Source organism: Alteromonas sp. 4NH20-0056 (assembly GCF_057539655.1).
In genome coordinates, this window is sequence record NZ_BAAJLS010000002.1 from 182,080 (window position 1) to 203,043 (window position 20,964).

Consider the following 20,964-nt stretch of genomic DNA (forward strand, 5'->3'; position numbering starts at 1 on the left):
GACAACTACTGTGGCCACATTGTGGTGGCTGACATATCCATTTCAGTATGCTCTACCTTAGGCCCCAACTGAATGCGCTCACCCTTTCGAATAAATACCGCAAGCTCGTTAAGTGGTAATGTATGCTCATAATATTTACCCCCTTCATAGACCGAACTAGAAGTAGATGTTGGAGCAAACCTCACCCAGTCTCCCTCTGGAAGATAAAACTTCACTTTACCGCCGGGGACGATGCACGGCACCACGAGTAAACTCTCACCGCACATAAATTGTTGCTCAAACTGGCGCGCTAAGGGGTCGTGCGGAAATGCTAAGGCCATCGCCCTTTGTACGGGCAACCCCGATTCACTGGCTTGTTGCATGGTCTTTTGTAAATAGGGTAATAATTGATAACGCAATGCTAATGCCTCAAACACCGCATCAGAGGCTGCATCGCCATAAGACCAAGGCTCTCTTGGCCCAATACCATGTAAACGCATGTGGGCTGAAAATACAGAAGCCTGTGTCCAACGCACATACAATTCAGCGTCGCGAGTGTCTTTATAAAAACCGCCGATATCGGTGGCAAAGAAAGGGCCTCCTGACATTCCCCACGACAAACTGCCGCGAATACTGGCCGCTAACCCATGCCAGTCGGCTTGCGGGTCCCCTCCCCATTGTGAAGGAAAACGTTGACTGCCTGTCCATGCAGAACGACTAAATAAAAATGGCCCCGTTTTACAGTATTTTTCGGCAGCTTCGTAAACGCAGCGGTTGTATAGCATGCTGTATACGTTGTGTAATCGATTACCCGAGTCACCGCTGTATGCCAGCATATTGTCATCTTCTAGTTGCTCACCAAAGTCGGCCTTAATCATATCAACGCCCAAGTCGAATAGCGGCTTGTGTGACGCTTTCCAAAACTCATAGGCATCTGGATGGGTAAAATCGAGGATGCCAGAATCCGGCAGCGGCGTGAGCACTTCACCAAAAGGGCTTAAATCCCATTCGTAGCGATAGGCTTCACCGGTACGCTTGTCTTTAATAAGCCAACCTTTCTTAGCAGCTTCTGCGAATAGCGGGTTTTTAACCGACACCATGGGGTATTCCCATACGCAAATTTTAAAGTCCATCGCTTTTAATTCGTCAATGACTGGCTTAGGATCTTGATAGCGGCTAGGATCCCACTCAAATGCAAAGCGGGTGTCAGTGTCCTGCCATGCACGACCATCTAGCGTTATCACATCACATGGCATCTTTCTTTCACGCACTTCACGCGCAACCGCAAGCAGCTCGTCTGCGTCTTTGTAATAAGCCTTCGACAGAATAACCCCTAAACTCCACGTAGGTGGCACAGGTGCAAAGCCCGTTAAGCTGCTATAGGTATTGATACTTTGCGCAGGCGTATCGCAATGATAAAGAAACATATCTAGCGCGTTATCTTCTACTATGCACACATAGGCGCGCTGTGACCAAGGCGCATAACCAACCCCATGCGTAACCGGTGTGGGCGTATGGACAAAAAGATTCCACCCTTCAGTACTCCACGCGTAAGGCGTATTCTTATATGATTTTTCTGTGTTCACGCCCAATGCATCGTGATTATAAGAACGAATTAACTGACCACGTTTATCAAGCTTGCCCCATTTTTCCCCGAGCCCATAGATAGGCTCTTCGTCGGTAAGCTCGAGGCTGACTATCCACCCTGCGTCAGTTTTAGCGAACGGAGGAAGACGATGCTGTCGAACAAAATGCCCATCAGTTGCAGATTGCTGAACTAATACATCATTGCGATAAAGTTTAAAATGAAGAGGGGCAAAAAATAACGCTAAACGGTAGTCTCCGGCACTAATTACTTGTTGCTCGGTATCTCCTGAGACTGAAAGGGGCAAAACGTCAGGGGTGGCGACCAACATGTTATAGTCTGTGCCGCGCGTTCCTTCCACACTGCCAATGCCTGATTGAATGCGCAGGCCAAACTCACTTAGTGAGAATACCAGTGTGTCGTATTGCGTGGGTACCGCAAAGTGATATTCGTCTAATAAATATGAGCTGCCGTTGATATCCGCAGCATTTATACTGTTCCAATCTGGTTCGTTAACCGAAAATGCCTTATTCATGTCACTTAACACCCTACGTCTTATATAAGACATAAGTTAATGAAATGTAACTTAACTGTCAATGGACATTTCGCGGGCAAGGTACAATTAATTAGCTGGTATTTCGTCTATACCTAAGGTGATATGTGATTTACATCAAAATTACGCTATAACACGTGTGTATGATATAACTAATAAACATTAAGCATTAGGTCAGGGTTTCATGTCTTCATCTCAGTTCGACCATAAGTTAGGTGGTCCTAGTCTTGCGTTCCAACCGCTCTATCAACAAGTTGCAGAATATATCAAACAGCTTATTGTAGAACGCCGCTGGCAACCAGGTGAAATGTTGCCGAGTGAATTTAAACTTGCCGATGAATTCAATGTAAGCCAAGGCACCGTGCGCAAGGCATTAACACTTCTTACCGACACAAAAATTGTTTCGCGTCGCCAAGGTGTTGGCACCTTTGTATCGGAGCATACCGCGCAAGATGCATTATTTAGGTTTTTTCCTTTGCAAGCCGACGGCAAAGGTGCTGAGTTGCCCAAAGCAGAGCTTCTAAACATTGAGTTGATAGCGCCCAATGAAACGATTCAAACCGCCTTACAACTTACCAATAAAGAGCGCGTAACCAAAATCGAGCGTCGGCGTATTCTTGATAATGAATTTTGTATGCTTGAAACCATTTTTCTACCAACAAAATACTTCCCTCGAATACACGAGCACAAAGACATTCCGCATACACTGTACCATTTCTACCAAACTGACTTTAATCAAACCGTGCTAAAAACCCGAGACGGAATAAAAGCTGTGTTGGCGTCACAATCAGACGCCAAGTTATTACAGATAAAAGAGAATGAGCCCTTGCTGCTTGTCACTCGCGTGACAGAATCTATCGACGGTAAACTTATTGAATACCGTGAAAGTAAATGCAGAAGCGATCATTATCACTACCAAGTTGAGCTAGACTAAATCTGCACTAGGCGTGTTTTAAAAATCATTCCCGTGTATGCGCGGCTCAATACGCCTAGCGCCGACATAAGGAGAGGGTTAACGCTTTGCTTCAACACGCCTCCACCGCGTTGATCTCCCTGTCCTTATTATTTAAATATCATTCTTTTTCCCTATTGTTGCCAAAGACAGCGCCTTTGCAAGTGCTTATTATTTATCAGCAACAACTGAGCTTGTTAACACAATGTTGACAAGGAACTACTCCTGTAATAACTTATGTCTTATACAAGACTTGTGCTACATTATTTGACAGGATTAGAGATATGAACGCGTTGGCAAACATCCCTGAAGTAGGGTTTGGGTTCTGGAAGGTCGATACTGCTATTTGTGCTGATACAACGTACGAAGCGATTAAAGCGGGTTATCGCCACTTAGACTGTGCTGCAGATTACGGTAACGAGAAAGAAGTTGGCGAAGGCATTCAACGCGCCATAAAAGAAGGCCTATGCACCCGTGAGGAGCTATGGATTACGTCTAAATTGTGGAACACCTTCCATGCGCCAGAACATGTGCCACTAGCACTGGAAAAAACGCTGAAAGACTTACAGTTAGATTATCTCGACCTATATTTGATTCATTTCCCGATTGCCCAGAAGTTTGTGCCCATTGAAACACGCTATCCGCCAGAGTGGTTTTACGACACTACGCTAGAAAACCCGACCATGGAATTAGCCCCAGTCCCGCTCTATAAAACATGGGAAGCAATGGAAGGGTTAGTCGATAGCAAAAAAGTCAGCCGTATTGGTATATGTAATTACAACACCGGGTTATTACACGACCTGATGAGTTACGCACGCATCAAACCTGCCATGCTACAAATTGAATCGCACCCTTACCTGACCCAGTCACGCTTAATTCGTTTGGCAAAAGACTATGGTATGAACGTAACCGCATTTTCGCCATTAGGGGCGTTGTCTTATTTAGAGCTGGAAATGGCCGATAAAACCGAATCGGTACTGGAGCAAAGTGTCGTGAAGCAAGCCGCATCAGCGCATGGTAAAACCCCTGCTCAAGTGGTATTACGCTGGGGTATTCAACGCGGTAATGCCATTATTCCAAAAACATCAAAACCAGAACGGATGCGAGAAAACTTAGCTTTATTCGACTTCTCTTTAACTGATGATGAAATGGCCGCTATTTCTGCGCTAAACATGAACCGACGCTTCAACGATCCAGGTCACTTTTGTGAAGCTGCATTTAACCGTTTCCACCCTATTTACGACTAGGAGAGTGCGATGAGCAACGCGATCACTTACGCCAATGTGGCGACGCAACATAGCTACGGTAATACCGTATTTCCGCAAATTGTTGTGAATAACAATAACTGTATTTCGGTAGACGATACCGTTGCGTTTATTCAAGACAACCAAGCAGAACTTGAGGCCCAACTTGCCATATCTGGAGCGCTATTGTTCAGAGGTTTTCCACTTGATTCAGCCGAAACCTTTGATACCTTTTCAGCGAGTTTCGGTTACGCAAATTTTACCTATAAAGAATCGCTATCAAACGCAGTGCGCATTAATTTTACTGAGCGAGTCTTTACAGCCAATGAAGCACCAAAAGAAGTAGAGATTTTCTTGCATCACGAGATGGCACAGACACCCATCTCTCCAAGCAAACTGTTCTTTTTCTGCCTATCTGCTGCCGACAAAGGGGGTGCAACACCCTTGTGTCGGTCAGACAAACTGTTTGAAGCACTAAAAGCAGAAAATCCATCGTTAGCTGACGACTTTGCGAAGAAAGGCGTAAAATACACCACAACAATGCCCGCCGCTGATGACGCAAATTCAGGCCAAGGCCGCAGTTGGAAAAGCACATTGAGTGTGGACACTACCGAGGCTGCCGAAGCTAAATTAGGTGAATTAGGTTATAGCTGGGAATGGATGGGAGACGGCAGTTTACGTGCCATTACGCCAGTTCTACCCGCAGTGATTAAGTTGTCGGACGGTTCGCAGTCTTTTTATAACCAGCTTATCGCAGCCTATATGGGCTGGAAAGGCGTACACGACAACCCATCCTCTGCGATAACATTCGGCGATGGTATGCCAATTCCTAGAGAAGGGTTAACCCGTATTACCGAGCTCGCTCAAACCTTTACCTTTGACCTTGAATGGCAAGACGGCGATGTGGCATTGGTAGATAACTACCGTGCAATGCATGGCAGACGTCCTTATTCCGGCGAAAGAAAGCGCCAAGTGCTTGTAGCGCTTGTGGCCTCTGAGCGTTAATCGCTATGGGTGGCTTTGCCGTAACGTGCAAATCTATTTGGCCAGGTTTTGGTATTGCCACAATCACTGGAATGGCTGCGCTATTTTTAAGTGAACACTATAGTGCACCCGCCATGTTGTTTGCACTGTTACTTGGTATGGCTATCTCATTCTTATATCAAAGCGATAGTATATGTAAATGTGGCATCGATTTTACAGCCAGTACGCTCTTACGTGCAGGTGTAGTGCTGCTGGGCTTACGCATTGCGCTAGGCGACTTGATAGTATTGGGCTGGCAAACCGCCGCAATGCTAGCTTTCGCCATCTTTTCTACCATCGTGCTAGGTATTGTATTGGCGAAAACGGTAGGCTTGCAAAAGCGTTTTGGTGCGCTTACCGGTGGCTCTGTGGCCATTTGCGGAGCATCGGCAGCATTGGCTATTTCAACCATACTGCCAGCGGGTAAAAATCATGAACGAGACACATTGCTTACCGTAATTGGTGTGACTGCGATGTCTACGATTGCCATGGTTATTTACCCTATTATTGCGGCGCAAATGAACATGAGCGATACGCAAGCAGGCATTTTCCTTGGCGGTACCATTCACGATGTTGCACAGGTGGTTGGTGCAGGCTACTCCGTATCAAACGACGCCGGTGACTTGGCCACATTGACCAAATTAGTTCGCGTGGCCATGATGCTGCCTGTTGTTGTGATCATGATGGTTGTTGTAAAACGGGTTCATAGCATTTCAAAAGAATGCGATGGCAGCATGCCAAAACTTCCGCTGTTTTTAGTTGGTTTTGTTGTTTTGATGCTTGTGAACAGCTTTTTCTCTTTACCCGATATCGTGGTTGATTCTGGTACTCAGCTATCACGCTTTTTCCTTGTGGTTTCGATCACCGCTATTGGCATGAAATCTAACCTGGGCAAACTGGCTGAAGTTGGCATGCTCCCTATTGTTCTTATTGTTACAGAAACGGTTTGGATAGCGCTGTTGATCCTCGGTTTTTTATTTTTACGTTAAGCTATATAAAGGAGCATGGGGTGAAACGGTTTAAAAAACTTAAGGCGAGCTCTGGGGCCGCAAGCACGGCTAAAATTGCAAAAGCACCCCATATAGGCTTGCACGCTCTATATAGCCAAAACCCTATTGAAGCTGACAAAATTGCCTTTGGCCGCGATACCGCTCCCCTTACCCGCCGTGGCTTTTTATCGGGCCTGAAAACTCTCTCACTGTTACTTGGTGCAGAAATTGTTTATGGGCAGTTTATGCCGGCGGGGCTCATTCCTGCTGCGCTTGCGCAAACCAATTCTTCTTTTAGTATAAAAGGTAAAGATGGCTTGGTGATACTTAATGACAGGCCCATTAACGCCGAAACACCGGCCCACTTACTTGATGATAATGTGACGCCTGCCTCACGCTTATTTGTGCGTAATAACGGAATAGTACCAGACGTATCACCCACAGGTTTCGACCAAAGCAAATGGACACTCACGATTGAAGGTGAGTCAGTTGAAACATCGCGAACGTTCACCCTAGAAGAACTAAAAAAGAACTTCAGACACTACACCTATCAACTGACGTTAGAGTGCGGCGGAAATGGCCGCTCAGAGTTTTCACCTGCTGCCAGCGGCAACCAATGGACTACTGGTGCAGTAGGCTGCCCTCGTTGGACAGGGGTTCGATTAAAAGATGTGCTTAAGGCCGTAGGAATTAAAAACGACGCCGTGTACATTGGTTATTACGGTGAAGATATACATTTAAGCCGCACACCGGGCAAGGCGGCCATCTCTCGTGGTGTACCCATAAGTAAAGCACTTGAAGATGAATCATTGATTGCATTTGCAATGAACGGTGAACCGCTACCTCTTATGAATGGTTTTCCACTCCGCTTAGTCTTTGGAGGGTGGCCTGCCTCAACATCAGGAAAGTGGTTATCGAAAATAGTGGTGCGTGACCGCATACATGATGGTGCAAAAATGGGTGGTAATGCCTATCGAGTGCCGTGCAAACCTGTCGCGCCAGGTGCAACCGTTTCGGAAGATGACATGTGTATCATTGAAGCGATGCCCGTTAAATCGTTAATTACTCACCCACGTTCTGGCATAACGCACGCTAGCAATAGCGCGTTGGCGGTTCGTGGGCATGCATGGAGTGGCGAAGCAGCAATAGCAAATGTTTTCACCTCTATCGACTTCGGCCAAACATGGCAAAAAACGAGCGTTACAACTGCTGTGAATCGGCATGCTTGGCAGCATTTCAATGCAGAAATTAAGTTTCCGCAGGCGGGATATTATGAAATTTGGGCACGCGCTGAAGACAATAACGGCCGTTCTCAGCCTATGGTATTGCCTGGTTGGAACCCCAAAGGCTACTTAAACAACGCCTGCCACCGCATTGCCGTTAGCGTGGTGTAATCAATGAAAAGGTTACCTTTTGCTATAGTGCTATCAACTCTTTATGTTATGACGGTAAGGGGTGAGGCAGCCGTACCTTCAGCACACCCCACCACCGGGCTTGTCGACGCTCCAGGGCATATGACGGTTATGGCCCATTGTACGGCTTGCCATTCCGCTGCACTTATTTCACAAAACAGAATGAGCCGTGAGCGATGGTTAGAGACCATCAAATGGATGCAGCGCACGCAAAAACTTTGGCCGCTTGGAGATGCTGAGCCTGTTATATTAGACTACCTTAACACTTGGTACGGCCCGAAATCCCACGGGCGGCGTGCTCCCATCGCTGCGCATTTAATGCCAACCCAAGTAAAATAAAATACGCACTACAACACTACTTCACTCGGCGCACTCTCGTTTATTTTATTCATTTCCTATAGCACGGTGTCACTTTTTATACGTCACATCCTATGACTGTCCAAAACCTTATTTATGACTGTCCGAAGTCTCTTCTATGACTGTCCAAAACCTTATTATGACTGTCCGAAGTCTCTTACTGTCCGAAATCTCTTGGCTAGAGCGTATCCTAGAGGTTTGCCGGCACAAGCATGTATCAACGAATATGGGATGTCCTAAACGAAAAAAGGCGCCCGAAGGCGCCCTACACACACTTACCGGGGGATCAGAACTTAGCGCGAAGCTGCACGCCGAAGTAGCGGTCAGCATCACGAGGTAATTGATAACGGAAGCCGTCACCACTAAACGTCGTTACAAAGCTTTCATCGGTTAGGTTTTTACCGATAAGGCTTATGCGATAGTCATCGTCACTGAACGAAAATGCTAAACTTGCATTGATGATGGCATAGTCAGGTAATACTGCTGGATCGTTATCTGTCGCAAACGCGCCTGGTGCACCTGCAAACATTTCGTCTGTGTACACATAAGAACCGTTTAAGATAATGTCCATATTGTCCATTTCCCAAATATACTCACCCGTTACTGAGTATTTTAAATCCGGTGAGAATGGCAAGTCGGCGCCAGAGCGTCCCGTACAGTTTACATCGGTTACAGGGCAAAGAAACTCGTCTACCTCGGCATCGACTTTCGACAATCCACCCGTTAATGATAAGTTGTCAGTTGCTTGCCACATAAAGTCAAATTCATAACCTTGTGTAGTTACTGAACCCGCATTGGTTAAACGAGAGATTGTTACCGAATCGAGTAATTCTGAGTTATTGGCTTGGAAGCCGTCGATATCTGTTCTGAAAATAGCCGCATTAAACACGATGTTAGTGCTGGCGTACTTGTAACCTAATTCGTACGCATCAGATGTTTCCTCGCCTATTGGCAGGGTATCGGTAGCCGACATATTATAAAACACGTTGAATGCTGGCCCTTTATAACCTTGAGAGAATGTGAAATACGTCATGCTGTTGTCAGTTAAATCATACTGTACACCTAACTTACCAGACACATTCGTTTCATCGGTTTCACCGCTATAATCAGTGTCAAAACTACGCACACCAACACCGGTGCGGCTGTACTGATCATTGCTGCTTCTATTGTGCGAATAGCTCACTTCATCTGCAGTATAGCGAACACCGAATAATAGGCGCAGGTCGTCATTGATATGGTATTTACCATCAGCAAATAACGCCCAGTTATCAAACTGCGTTTCCATGTACGCGGTAGCGCTAACAATATCGTTAGAGTTACAGCTTAACCCTTCATCAGCAATGAACTGATTAACTTGATCAGTTGTTGGGTCTGCAATGCCGAAGGTATCGGTTAAGTAAGCGCTGATAGCCGACGGGAATTGCCCCGCATTGTTTTGACAGCTTGCATCACGAGTAAAGTTTCGCTGCGATTTTTGTGTCCACCAAAATGCACCAACCTGATAGTCAAATGCATTGCCAAGTGGTGAGGCAATACGGAATTCTTGTGATGTTTGCTTCCAGTTCTGGGCACCAATATCATGTAATTGGAAGGGTTCGCCAAATACAGGGAACGGACGCGTTCCTGCCGTTGAGGTAAAGTCACCTTCGCGGAACTCGGTATTGTCCCAATCTCGGTACGCGGTAATTGAGGTAAATTGATGATCGCCAAACATAGTATCGACCTGAACAGAGAAACCAGTGGTTTCATCTAATGTGCGTGTCTCAAAATCATGATCTATTAGGCGCTGTTCTAAGTCTAAATCGCCAGGCCCCGTGCTATTGGGTAGCGCTTCAGAACCGGGGTGGCGACCGCTAGGCGTAAGTTCTAAATCGGCACAACAGCTATCGTCAGACTTAACATTTTCGAATATGAATAAGATGTCTGTGTCGTCGCCAGCATCAACATCAAGCATGGCTCGAACGCCTTCTTTATCGTAGCCGTTGGTCATTTCGTTGTTATAAACGTTTTTAATATAGCCGTCGAATTGCGACTTAAGCACCGTTAGACTGCCGTTCACGTTGTCATTTAATGCGCCCGACACACTGGTTTTTAATCTATATTCGTTATCTTGAAACAACGTAACTTCTGCGGTGCCCTCAAATTCTTCAGTAGGACGCTTGGTGGTGATATTTACTACACCAGCAGAGGCATTTTTACCGAACAACGTACCTTGTGGGCCGCGTAATACCTCGATACGCTCTAAGTCATATAAATCAACGAATGCTTGACCTGAACGGCCTAAAACCACGCCATCAACCACAGTAGAAACACTTGGTTCTGCCGCAACACTAAATGAAATAGTACCAATACCGCGCACCGTAATAGCTGAATTTCGTGTCGTGTTTCCTTTCCTGAAACTGACCGAGGGTACTAGTGCTTGTAACCCTTCAATGTTGGCAGCAAACGTGGCGTTAATTTGATCCTCTCTTAATACCGAGACCGCTACCGGCACTTCGTTAAGGCTCTCCACTCGCTTCTGTGAGGTAACCGTTATTTTTTCTAGCCCCTTGGGCTCTTTAGGCTCAGCATCTTGAGCGTGGGCAGCGAAGCCGATGGTCATGCAAGTACCCACGGCTAACGCCTTGGTGATACTTGAATGTAGTGTGCTAGGTCTTAGTGACATGGGTGTTCTCCACGAGTTCTTTTTATAGGTTTAGTCAAGCTATCTGCCACATGACCGACGGCTTTCACGATTACTATTATTATTTTTTGTCTAGACTACGACGGGCTCATTTGTCTTATATAAGACAGAAGATAATGAAAACTTAACCAATAAGTAAATGAATTGCAATCTTTTTGTTAAAAATAAACGGCGTGATAGAAGAACATAAAAACAGTGAGTCAAAATAAACATAATACAATGTTTTAATTGAAGTTTAACAAAAACAAAGATGCCGTAATAAGAATTCAAAATGATGATTATATGTTTCAATGATACAAATAAATAACAAAAATTCAGGTGATATGTCTTACATTAGACTGATAAGCTCTAACGGCTTTAGCAAAGTACTGCTGCGCTCTTTGTGGCTGTATTCGCAAATGGATATGCGAGATAGGCAGTAGGCAGCCATAAACGTGTCATCAAAATAAGTAACAATCTATCCTCACCAACGCGCTCATTAAGGATCTTTAGAAGATGAAGAACAACCGCTACATTCGCAGCCTTTTTTTTAATACCGTATGCACGCTATTGTGTTTCGGTACGATGACTAATGCGTATTCAGAAAATCGAATTGATACCCAGCGCCCTGATGCGCCTGCGCTCGCTGCTTACGGAGACTACTCTGTTGGCGTGCGTCAATTAGACGTAACAAACCCATCCCAAATTGATATCTTGGCACTTGACGCCACCCAACCCAAACCTGACTCTATGCCCGTATACAATCGCCCTCTTACGCTTGAGGTATGGTATCCCGCTGACAAAAACAGCAAAGGCGATACCGTGTTACAGGCATTTATACGCGATGGCAAAAAACAAGTAGCGCTGCATGGCAAAGCAGTTAGAGATGCGCTACCGCTGAGCGCTAATGTTCCATTTCCATTGGTAGTAATTTCTCATGGTTACCCGGGTAATCGTTTTTTACTTGCACATTTAGCAGAAAACATTGCGTCAAAGGGTTACGTGGTCGTATCGATTGATCACACAGACTCAACGTACAGAACACAAGCAGCATTTTCATCTACGTTGGTTAACCGTCCTATCGACCAGCTTTTCGTTGTTTCGCACATCGAGGCATTAGCAAAGCAGGAAAAATCGTTCTTACATCAGTTAGTCAACGTTAATAATACTGCCATTGTGGGCTACTCGATGGGAGGCTACGGCGCGGTGATTAATGCCGGTGCTGGGCTAACCGAACAGGCGATTACTAGTCAACTAGGCGCCCCTTTTGACCTACTGGCGCGCTATCAATCAGGAAAAGTAGATCCTCGAATTAAGACCATCATTGCCTTCGCGCCATGGGGAATGAACTACGGTATGTTTACTCTCGACAGTGTTGCAGTTCCTATGATGTTGGTAGCCGGCTCTCAAGATGATGTCTCTGGCTATGAAAATGGTGTACGTGCGATTTGGGAAGGGGCAAACAATGTTGACCGCACACTACTAACCTTCAATAACGCTAACCATAACGCTGGCGCGGTAATGCCGGCACCAAAAGAGTCATTTGTATTCGATAACGCATTAGGCTTTAACACCAGCACGCATTATATCGACGCAGTCTGGGACAACACTCGCATGAATAATATTGCGCAACACTTCGTCACCGCATGGCTGGGCAAGTACTTGAAGAGCAACAACGACATGCACACCTACTTAGACCTTATTCCCGAATCAAACGATGGTGTATGGGCGATGGATAAAGCGGGTAACAAGGAAGCAACGCATACCTATTGGAACGGGTTTGCACCGCGTACAGCAAAAGGGTTGAAGATAGAACATTTGCACGCAGTAGAGTAAACACATTCATGCCATAAAAGAAAAATCCGATATCAGAACCTGATACCGGATTTTTTGTTTTAACACAGTGTGGCGTTGAATAAAGCGTTAGTCCAAATTCGCAACCATCTGCATAAGTTATCTACGCTAGGCGCTTAGTCGAACATATACTTAAGTGAAAGTACTGTTGTGCGACCGTTAAGAGGACGCGCTCTTACATAGCTGCCTACCGCTGCAGAACCTTCTTCAGATTCAGTGATGATGAACTCATCAGTCGCGTTGTTCACGTTAAGTGACACTGAGAATTGATCATTCACCCAGTATGTCGCGAACAAGTTAACTAGGTTATAGCCTTCTTGCTTAAGGTCGTTGTTATCTTGAACGTAGTATTCAGTTGACCCTTGAAGCGATGCACCTACAGACCATGTATCTGTTGCGTACTCTGGTGTGATAGTCCAGATAAAGTCAGCTTGACGACGAGGTGTGTTGCCTTCAATCGCAGCGTTGTTTACGTCTTTGCTAATTTCAGCATCAGTCCACGTAAGGTTACCTGATAAAGTAAAGTTATCGGTTACATTGTAGCGGCCTTCGAATTCAAGACCCATTGCTTCGTACTCACGCATAAACGTAAGACCGCTGGTTACTTCAGCTTGCGTATCTTCTGTTACGGTGTCGAACAATGTTGCGTTAAGCATCAAGTCTTTTGTACCGTACTTATAACCCACTTCTAATTGCTTAGTGGTATCGAAACCAGACGTTGTACTTGTAAGGCTACCATCAGCATTCAATGTGCCACCAATCTGTAGAAGACGGTCAGCAATTGCACGTCCACCTTTAGAGTAGCGAGCGAAGAACGTTTGGCTATCGCTTAGCAAGTATGAACCACCGAACGAGTATGACGTATGGTTCGCATCGTAGTTAACGATTTGAGACGATGCACCCGCACGGTTAAGGTTGACTACACCACCGCGGATAAAGCCGCTGTTTGTCGCTGACGCGTCTTCGATTTGCTCGATAACACCGTTACCGTTTACGTCGAAGTCAGTGTTACCACCACAACATGCGCTGATAAGTTCACCAGACGCCTCTACCGTGTCACGACGGACAGATGCATCGATGATAATATTGTCAGACAATTCAAAACCAACGTTCATGTACGGAGCTTTTGTCACGTAGTTTAAGTCCCATTCCCATGAAAGGAAACTTGGAGAAAGTAAACCGTTAGACACTAACTCAACACCATCCCCGTTAGTAATGTTTAGCATTTGTGAGTTGCTGCCATCCAATGTTTGGATGAATGTCTGCCAGCTAGACCAGCTTGTCGCAATATCTTGATTCGAGTAGTAGTAACCTACGGTTAAATTAACGCCATTATCGAATTCTTTCCGAAGACTGAAGTCGTTAATCATGTTGCCTAAATCGTTGATACGAGTATCAAACTGAAGGTTTGTGAACGCTTGACCGCTATACACATCACCCGCACCTGGGCCATTTGCCAATGTAACGGTGGTTGAATCACAGTTTAATGCGTTTCCATCACCGTCTAGCGCGCCGGCACAAAGTGCAGATGCAAAGTTAGATACATCGCCAGGGCCTGTAGGGAAACCATCTACGAACGGGGCAATGAAACCACCAGAAATCGTTGAAGTACGGAATTTATTCAGTAGGAATAAGTTCTCTGCTACTTCTAAATCAACTTCAACACCAAACGAGCTTACTTGTGACTCGATACCATCTCGTACGTCGCGATTCTCTGGGTTACCATAGCTATCGAATGTAGAAATGTTTGTGTTGTATGCAGAATTCAGTGCCTGTGAGCTTGCATCGTATCCTGGTACTGGACCGTATTGACCATCGCCTTTAACCAGCACTGGAGAAGGCAAGTAAGTCGATACTTTATCATCAAGATTTTTGTAGTAAAAACGGATGTGACCGTTATCTAGCATCTTAGTGATGTTAATTTTGACTTGTCCGCCTTGGTCGCCGTTATAACCCGTTTCACGAGGACCTTCACCACCACGCGCGAAACCCGCGATGTGATAATACATGTCATCAGAAATTTCACCGCCGTAGCGGAAATCTAAACGAAACTCTTCGTAGTCAACACCAAATGAAGTACCGATAGCACCGCCACCTACTTCACCTGTGTTACTGATCATGTTGATGACACCACCAGGAGAGTTACTTGCGAACGTTGATGCAGAACCACCACGGATTGCTTCAACGCTGGCAACTGACCAGTCGTAACGAATGAAGTTATCTGCGTTACCGAAGTTGATGTCACCATATTCTAAAACAGGAAGGCCGTCTTCATGAATTTGAAGGAATTTAGACCCACCAGTAGCTAGAGGAATACCACGGATAGTAATGTTAGCGTTACCGCCACCACCTGAAGACTCAGCACGAATCCCCGGCAAAGCACGAAAAACTTCTGCCGTTGAACGAGGCGCTAGTTTAACGATATCGTTTTCATCGAAAGCACTTACTGAAACGCTAGCCTCTTGCATTGTTGTGCCACCCGGCGTTGCAGTGACAACAATTTGTTCATACTTTTCTTTGCTTTCAGTCTCAGCAGGTGCTGATTCTTGAGCGATGACTGAACCAGACAATGCGGCGCAAACCGCAAGTGTTAGTGTGTTAAGTGTGTGTTGTGTTTTCATGTTTTCTCCGGCGATGTGTTAGAGCCGTTAAACCAAAGTGGCCAATGTAAAAGCTGCGGTTTTTTTGCCCAGCGACTTAATCGATTAAGAATGTAGAACATATTTTATGAATTGTAAACATGCTGTGAATTATTTATTTTATTATCTATTTTAAAAGCTCCTGCGTTAACCATCATTTAACAATAGTGATGAATTCGATAACACTCCATAAAACAACAACATAAATTAACACCGTTAGATTAAACGATTAAGACAGGACCTACAAATGGGCTAAAATCATCGTGGAATAAAATGTTAATTTAATCCTAAAGTTTAAAACAAGGAGCATTAACTTTTATACATTGGTCAAATCGCATACTATGCTTAGATTATAGACGCGCTTAAAAATAAGTCATATTCGTGAAGACAGATGTAGATAAAAAGCTCGCCCAAACAACCTCATTTACGACGTCGATGAAAAGAGACATCGTTAATATGTTGCTCGGAAATGTCGCAACCGGATTAGTTATGACCTATATCGCCTTTACAGGCCTGGTCTTTGGCATCAATAACGAAGAGACTCGTCAAACTAAAATGCTGTTTTGGTATGTCATGAATACCATCGTTATTTTTCGCTTTTTAGATTGGCTTTACTGGCATTTTTCTTTAAAGCAAAAGCACTTTTCCCCTCAACCTGTTTTTTTACGCTTCTGCATCGCATCTATTTTTACCGCAGTGATGTGGGCGTTGTATGCTGTATCGCTATATCACACAATGGACACTATTGAACTGGCAGCAACCATGGTTGTGCTCGCAGCAATGGCTGGAGGGGCGGCCACGGTCCTCGCACCAAGTAGACTGCTCGTAAGTGTTTATTGTACCGCGCTACTCGTCCCTACCTCTCTACGCGCTCTTTACGACAATGAATCTCAATTTGTTATTCTTGGCGCGCTTGGTCTTTGTTTCTGGATTGGTATTTTTTCTAGCGCTTTTAGGTACAACCGTTTTTTCGTTGATACCGTTATTTTAAAAGACCAAAAAGAAAAGCTGTTAAAAGAAATGAACGAAAAGCAGCGCGAAACCTTTCGGATTAACGATGAATTGCTGAAAGCCAACAATAGCTTAGACCAAGCTAATGCAAGTTTAGAGGAACAAGTTGAACGAAGAACCTCTGACATTTTGCGATTATCAAATCGCGACTCGCTCACAAACTTATTAAATAGAAACGGGTTTCTTAAACACGTCAACAGTCAAATTAAAAAGGCGAGTACGTTAAATAATCAATTGGCATTACTGTTTATCGATCTTGATGGATTTAAACAAGTTAACGATAGCTTGGGCCACAAAGTGGGTGATTCAGTATTGGCTGAAATTGCTAAGCGGTTAACGAAGTTCTGTGAAAGTGGTCATTTAGCACGCTGGGGAGGCGATGAGTTTGTTGCTACCGTGCCCTATGCTACCGAAGATACCGCCCTCGCAGTGGCTCAGGCAATGCGAGGCGGTATTACCGTTCCTATTACCGCATTGGAAAACGAGATCACATTAGACGCCACTATTGGCATATCGATGTACCCCCATCATGGCATCGACGCCCAAACACTTATCCAACATGCTGACTTAACAATGTATGAACAGAAAAGAAAGCAACGCGGGAGCATTGGGGTATTTAGTGAGTCGTTACATACAGATATAAAAACAGAGCAACAGCTTTGCGAAAACCTTCGAACGGCAATTGATAAAAAAACGTTTAGTGTACATTACCAGCCCATAATCGACGCAAACACTGGAAAAACCGTGAAAGTTGAAGCGTTATTGCGTTGGAATTGTAATGGTGTCTCCATTTCTCCTGCTCAATTTATTCCTCTTGTAGAGAAAATTGGCATTATGCCTGAAGTAGGGATATGGGTATTAAACCGAGCCTGTATTGATGTTATGCAGTGGAATACCGACACTGACCTTGCGTTATCGGTTAATGTCTCTATTTGCCAGCTTACAAAAGGAAACTTTGAAAAAGCGACGAAAAACGCACTGATATCTTCGGGTATAACACCTGACAGGTTGCATTTAGAGATAACCGAAAGTGTGTTCGCTGACGAAGAAGACAACGTTGGCGAGCAGATCACGGCGCTTAAGAGGCTGGGGGTTAACATCTCTATTGATGATTTCGGCACCGGCTTTTCGTCACTTAGCCGTTTGCAATCGTTGGCCTGTGATTTTATAAAAATTGACCGTTCTTTTGTGCAGAATACAAATGAAGAGAGTGATACTATACTTCGCGCAACTATGCTTATAGCGAACGAATTTGGCTGTAAAACTGTAGCAGAGGGTATAGAAACCGTTGAACATGTCGAGCGCGTTAAGCAACTTGGCGTTAATTATCTTCAAGGTTTCTACTATGCTAAACCCATGGCTGCTAGCGACTTCATTTCTTGGTACAACAAAAATAATTAATAACTCATGGCTCAACTTTACTTTTATTATTCTGCAATGAATGCAGGCAAATCGACTTCACTCCTTCAGTCTGCCTATAACTATCGTGAACGCGGCATGCACTCTTTAATTTATACTGCAGCGTTCGATGACCGCTATGGCGTTGGCAAGGTGACGTCTCGCATTGGGTTGCAAGCAGACGCTAAGCTTTACGGCAACGACGACAACATGTTTGACGCCATCAAAGCAGACAATGACACACAGAAACTCGATTGCGTGTTTATTGATGAGGCGCAGTTTTTAACTAAAGCGCAAGTGCGTCAACTCGTTGAAGTAGTCGATGAGCTTGATATTCCCGTGCTTGCTTATGGTCTCAGAACTGACTTTCTCGGTGAAATATTTGAAGGAAGTCTGTATCTACTAGCGTGGGCAGATAAGCTATTTGAGCTTAAAACCGTGTGCCATTGCGGTCGAAAAGCAAACTTTGTCGTACGGCTTGATGAAGCGGGGAATGCTGTACGTGGGGGCGCTCAAGTGCAAATTGGTGGCAACGATAAATACGAGTCTATGTGTCGTAAGCATTTCAAAGCGCTAGTGTGGGATAACTAATTATACTGTCGTAAGTGCGCAGTAACGCCCTACCACTTCCTTGTTTTTATTATCCCAAATCGCTAAAAACGGTGGTTAGCTCGCCACCGTTTCACCTTCAATCATATCGAATGGCAACACAACATTGCCGCTTGATTCACTAAGCAACGCTTTCGCTGCAATTTCACCTTTATTAGCACTAGACTGGCAAACCGTGCTCAGATTTGGGCGGGTTCGTTGTGCCTCTTCGATACCGTCAAACCCTGTAATTTTAAGTTCATTTGGCACATCTATTCCCATTGAGAGCGCACACTGCAGTAATTCTAGCGCAATAATATCACTCATACACAATATGGTATTAGGCCTTGGACTACTGCCCAATACCTCTTGCGCAGCCTGTTTTGCATAGCGCCTGTCACTTTCTGGAATATGCCATACCCAATCATTACTAATGGTTACCCCTTTTTCTTCAAGCGCACGTTTGTAACCTTGAAAACGACGATGCGAAATAGAGGTACTCACATCGACCAATGAGCTGTTATAAATACGACATGTAGAGGGAGAGTCGATTAAACGAAGGCCGAGAATGGCGACATGATCGCTCGGCGACACGGCTTTTTTGGCTATTTGGTAAGCGGCTTCTTCGTTATCAATGTTGACAGATGGTATGCCCTGAATATCGAAATCAACGGTTATCACAGGCTTTGACTGATTGGCGAGTTCGTCAGCTAGCTTAGGATTGCGAGGCGAACCATAACAAATAAAGCCATCCACGAAATCAACAACATCAAGGATACTTTGAGAGTCGCCCGCATAGAGAAGCAAATGTTTCCCTTGCTGCTGAAGCGTGGTAGAAACACCTTTAATAAAGGTACTCGCCACCGGGTCGCTCACGGTATAGGCGATACTATCAGCAAGTACTAATGCGACTATATTGGAACGCCCTTTTCTGAGTATTTGTGCGGCTTTATTCGGACCGCTGTACCCTATCGATTCGCACGCTTTTAAAATCTCCTCACGACGGCGTTTAGAGAGCTGATCAGGACGATTAAATGCGTTTGATATGGTGGCCGTTGATACCCCCAACTGCTGCGCTACATCTTTAAGCGTCAGTTTTGTTTTTTTCATTGTTTTTTCGCCAATGGCTTACTACTTCATGCGCAACATAAAATTAGCAAATGTGCGCATACCTCACTACGTACTAACTTAAAAAGTCAGCACCTAGACGAACTGCAAAAAGCCATCATAACATCAACTTAATCGATTAATACCAAAAAATTAACATTTTGTGCTAACACACTGTTTTCAATGTCTGGCGAAACTTAAGCGGCACTTAAAATAAAACAATAATATTTAATATTATTAGCGGGTTCCGAATATTTTGTCACCTGCATCGCCAAGCCCGGGAAGTATGTACCCTTTTTCATTAAGGCGTTCATCTATTGCTGCAGTGAAAATATCAACATCAGGATGCGCATCAACCACGGCTTTAATGCCTTCAGGAGCCGCCACTAAAAATAGGCCCATAATATTGCGGCAACCTTTCTTTTTAAGTAAGTCGATGGTGGCTATTAGCGTGCCTCCCGTGGCCAACATAGGGTCAACGATTAATGCGGTACGCTCGTCAATGTTGTTTACTACCTTGTCAAAATACGCAACGGGCTGAAGGGTTTCTTCATCACGGTAAAGCCCTACAACACTTATCTTAGCATTAGGAATTAAGTTCATAACGCCGTCTAACATACCTAACCCAGCACGCAGGATAGGAACGATAGTTATCTTTTTACCTTTGATTTGTTTTACTTCGACCTGGTCACCCGACCAACTTTCAATATGCGCTTTTTCAGTGGGCAGTGTTCTGGAAGCTTCGTAAGTCAGTAAATTACCGACTTCAGATGCAAGCTCACGAAAGTCTTTGCTGCTTATATTAGCGTGGCGCATCAATCCAATTTTATGTGCAATAAGGGGGTGTGTTATTTCGTGAACGGCCATGGTGATTCTCCAATCAAATTAGTACGCCAAGTTTACCCGACCCTCAGCATATATAAAGCGCAAACGTGCTATCGCTGCAATATGTGCACACTTGGATAGCGTTATTGCTTTCTTGCCCGCGCTCTCGCCTTATGTACGAAAGATATAACTGGCCAAATAAGGGAACGCTACCCCACCGCTACGGTGGCACCATCGGGTAACGTTACTTCGATTTTTAAACTACCGCCCACGGCAGCCAAATAGTTCGCTGCACGTTGTAATGAAACATCTTGAATACGCTTAGACTCTAGCTTACTTACCCCTGACGCTGTTACACAAAGCGCCATTGCCACTACTTCTTGTTTTACTCGATGTTGCTTTCTAATGTCACCAAGTGTTAATTCTTTCATGATCTTGCCTTTTTTTTTCGGGCATAAAAAAACCCAGATTTTTTATTTTCTGGGCTTTTCAAAACGTTTCTACTATTTTGCCCAGAAGCGACGATAAGCCCCTGAACAATAAGCGTCAGGCGCTGTCAGTGAGTAAAATTGTAAAAGTAATTAGTAGTAACGTTTTGCATGAATAATTCTCTTTAATATCTATATGCCGGGCATAGTATTGTTTACGCGCTAGCGTCTGCGTGGCGTTTCAATATCCTTAACCATACCACCTCGCAGTACAATAACAAGCACTTTCCATATTGGAAAGTAGCGGCGCAGACACAACACTGTTCATATCAATATGCATTTCTCTCAATAAATAAGA

15 protein-coding genes are annotated in these 20,964 nt (G+C 44.7%); 9 read left to right on the top strand and 6 right to left on the bottom strand.

The features are described 5' to 3' along the window. Window positions 1-5 precede the first annotated feature (5 nt). Entirely contained in the window at window positions 6-2,099 is a 2,094-nt protein-coding gene (locus tag AC27EZ_RS04380) for a glycoside hydrolase family 31 protein (RefSeq protein ID WP_487134152.1), read from the bottom strand. 202 nt (window positions 2,100-2,301) lie between these two features. Between AC27EZ_RS04380 and AC27EZ_RS04385 the strand changes: the two genes are divergently transcribed. The 6 genes from AC27EZ_RS04385 (at window position 2,302) to AC27EZ_RS04410 (ending at window position 8,076) form a co-directional block, all read left to right on the top strand. Then, entirely contained in the window at window positions 2,302-3,051 is a 750-nt protein-coding gene (locus AC27EZ_RS04385) for a GntR family transcriptional regulator (protein WP_487134153.1), read from the top strand. 302 nt (window positions 3,052-3,353) lie between these two features. Then, a complete protein-coding gene (locus tag AC27EZ_RS04390; RefSeq protein ID WP_487134154.1) occupies window positions 3,354-4,316 on the top strand; it encodes an aldo/keto reductase in 963 nt (320 codons plus the stop codon). A gap of 9 nt (window positions 4,317-4,325) precedes the next feature. Continuing rightward, complete coding sequence (locus tag AC27EZ_RS04395; RefSeq protein WP_487134155.1) at window positions 4,326-5,318, top strand: TauD/TfdA family dioxygenase; 993 nt, start codon at window positions 4,326-4,328, stop codon at window positions 5,316-5,318. 5 nt (window positions 5,319-5,323) lie between these two features. Then, complete coding sequence (locus AC27EZ_RS04400; RefSeq protein ID WP_487134156.1) at window positions 5,324-6,325, top strand: YeiH family protein; 1,002 nt, start codon at window positions 5,324-5,326, stop codon at window positions 6,323-6,325. A 125-nt stretch (window positions 6,326-6,450) separates the two neighbouring features. Next, entirely contained in the window at window positions 6,451-7,719 is a 1,269-nt protein-coding gene (locus AC27EZ_RS04405; RefSeq protein ID WP_487134483.1) for a sulfite oxidase, read from the top strand. 48 nt (window positions 7,720-7,767) lie between these two features. Continuing rightward, window positions 7,768-8,076 (top strand): hypothetical protein, encoded by a 309-nt coding sequence (locus tag AC27EZ_RS04410; RefSeq protein ID WP_487134484.1) that lies wholly within the window; start codon window positions 7,768-7,770, stop codon window positions 8,074-8,076. A gap of 304 nt (window positions 8,077-8,380) precedes the next feature. Here the strand turns inward: AC27EZ_RS04410 and AC27EZ_RS04415 are convergent, their stop codons facing one another. Then, entirely contained in the window at window positions 8,381-10,759 is a 2,379-nt protein-coding gene (locus AC27EZ_RS04415; protein ID WP_487134157.1) for a TonB-dependent receptor, read from the bottom strand. A 513-nt stretch (window positions 10,760-11,272) separates the two neighbouring features. Here AC27EZ_RS04415 and AC27EZ_RS04420 point away from each other — a divergent pair. Then, the gene (locus AC27EZ_RS04420; protein WP_487134158.1) at window positions 11,273-12,592 is read left to right on the top strand and encodes an alpha/beta hydrolase family protein; all 1,320 of its coding nucleotides are present in this window, start codon (window positions 11,273-11,275) and stop codon (window positions 12,590-12,592) included. A gap of 134 nt (window positions 12,593-12,726) precedes the next feature. Here AC27EZ_RS04420 and AC27EZ_RS04425 read toward each other — a convergent pair whose 3' ends face one another. Next, the gene (locus AC27EZ_RS04425) at window positions 12,727-15,231 is read right to left on the bottom strand and encodes a TonB-dependent receptor domain-containing protein (protein WP_487134159.1); all 2,505 of its coding nucleotides are present in this window, start codon (window positions 15,229-15,231) and stop codon (window positions 12,727-12,729) included. A gap of 399 nt (window positions 15,232-15,630) precedes the next feature. Between AC27EZ_RS04425 and AC27EZ_RS04430 the strand changes: the two genes are divergently transcribed. Then, the gene (locus AC27EZ_RS04430; protein ID WP_487134160.1) at window positions 15,631-17,661 is read left to right on the top strand and encodes a putative bifunctional diguanylate cyclase/phosphodiesterase; all 2,031 of its coding nucleotides are present in this window, start codon (window positions 15,631-15,633) and stop codon (window positions 17,659-17,661) included. Between the two features lie 6 nt (window positions 17,662-17,667). Then, window positions 17,668-18,249, top strand: coding sequence for a thymidine kinase (locus AC27EZ_RS04435; protein ID WP_421132094.1), 582 nt, complete (start codon window positions 17,668-17,670; stop codon window positions 18,247-18,249). Between the two features lie 75 nt (window positions 18,250-18,324). Here AC27EZ_RS04435 and AC27EZ_RS04440 read toward each other — a convergent pair whose 3' ends face one another. From AC27EZ_RS04440 to AC27EZ_RS04450, 3 genes are all read right to left on the bottom strand, one after another. Further along, complete coding sequence (locus AC27EZ_RS04440; RefSeq protein WP_487134161.1) at window positions 18,325-19,356, bottom strand: LacI family DNA-binding transcriptional regulator; 1,032 nt, start codon at window positions 19,354-19,356, stop codon at window positions 18,325-18,327. A 234-nt stretch (window positions 19,357-19,590) separates the two neighbouring features. Continuing rightward, entirely contained in the window at window positions 19,591-20,220 is a 630-nt protein-coding gene (gene upp / locus AC27EZ_RS04445; RefSeq protein ID WP_421132096.1) for a uracil phosphoribosyltransferase, read from the bottom strand. Window positions 20,221-20,387: 167 nt separating this feature from the next. Further along, on the bottom strand, window positions 20,388-20,609 hold the full coding sequence (locus AC27EZ_RS04450; protein ID WP_487134162.1) for a helix-turn-helix domain-containing protein: 222 nt from the start codon (window positions 20,607-20,609) through the stop codon (window positions 20,388-20,390). Window positions 20,610-20,964: the final 355 nt, after the last annotated feature.

Excerpts from the sequence above, each read along its gene's own strand:
- AC27EZ_RS04380 (WP_487134152.1), bottom strand. The coding sequence starts at position 2,099 with ATGAATAAGGCATTTTCGGTTAACGAACCAGATTGGAACAGTATAAAT.
- AC27EZ_RS04385 (WP_487134153.1), top strand. The coding sequence starts at position 2,302 with ATGTCTTCATCTCAGTTCGACCATAAGTTAGGTGGTCCTAGTCTTGCG.
- AC27EZ_RS04390 (WP_487134154.1), top strand. The coding sequence starts at position 3,354 with ATGAACGCGTTGGCAAACATCCCTGAAGTAGGGTTTGGGTTCTGGAAG.
- AC27EZ_RS04395 (WP_487134155.1), top strand. The coding sequence starts at position 4,326 with ATGAGCAACGCGATCACTTACGCCAATGTGGCGACGCAACATAGCTAC.
- AC27EZ_RS04400 (WP_487134156.1), top strand. The coding sequence starts at position 5,324 with ATGGGTGGCTTTGCCGTAACGTGCAAATCTATTTGGCCAGGTTTTGGT.
- AC27EZ_RS04410 (WP_487134484.1), top strand. The coding sequence starts at position 7,768 with ATGACGGTAAGGGGTGAGGCAGCCGTACCTTCAGCACACCCCACCACC.
- AC27EZ_RS04415 (WP_487134157.1), bottom strand. The coding sequence starts at position 10,759 with ATGTCACTAAGACCTAGCACACTACATTCAAGTATCACCAAGGCGTTA.
- AC27EZ_RS04420 (WP_487134158.1), top strand. The coding sequence starts at position 11,273 with ATGAAGAACAACCGCTACATTCGCAGCCTTTTTTTTAATACCGTATGC.
- AC27EZ_RS04425 (WP_487134159.1), bottom strand. The coding sequence starts at position 15,231 with ATGAAAACACAACACACACTTAACACACTAACACTTGCGGTTTGCGCC.
- AC27EZ_RS04435 (WP_421132094.1), top strand. The coding sequence starts at position 17,668 with ATGGCTCAACTTTACTTTTATTATTCTGCAATGAATGCAGGCAAATCG.
- AC27EZ_RS04440 (WP_487134161.1), bottom strand. The coding sequence starts at position 19,356 with ATGAAAAAAACAAAACTGACGCTTAAAGATGTAGCGCAGCAGTTGGGG.
- upp (WP_421132096.1), bottom strand. The coding sequence starts at position 20,220 with ATGGCCGTTCACGAAATAACACACCCCCTTATTGCACATAAAATTGGA.
- AC27EZ_RS04450 (WP_487134162.1), bottom strand. The coding sequence starts at position 20,609 with ATGAAAGAATTAACACTTGGTGACATTAGAAAGCAACATCGAGTAAAA.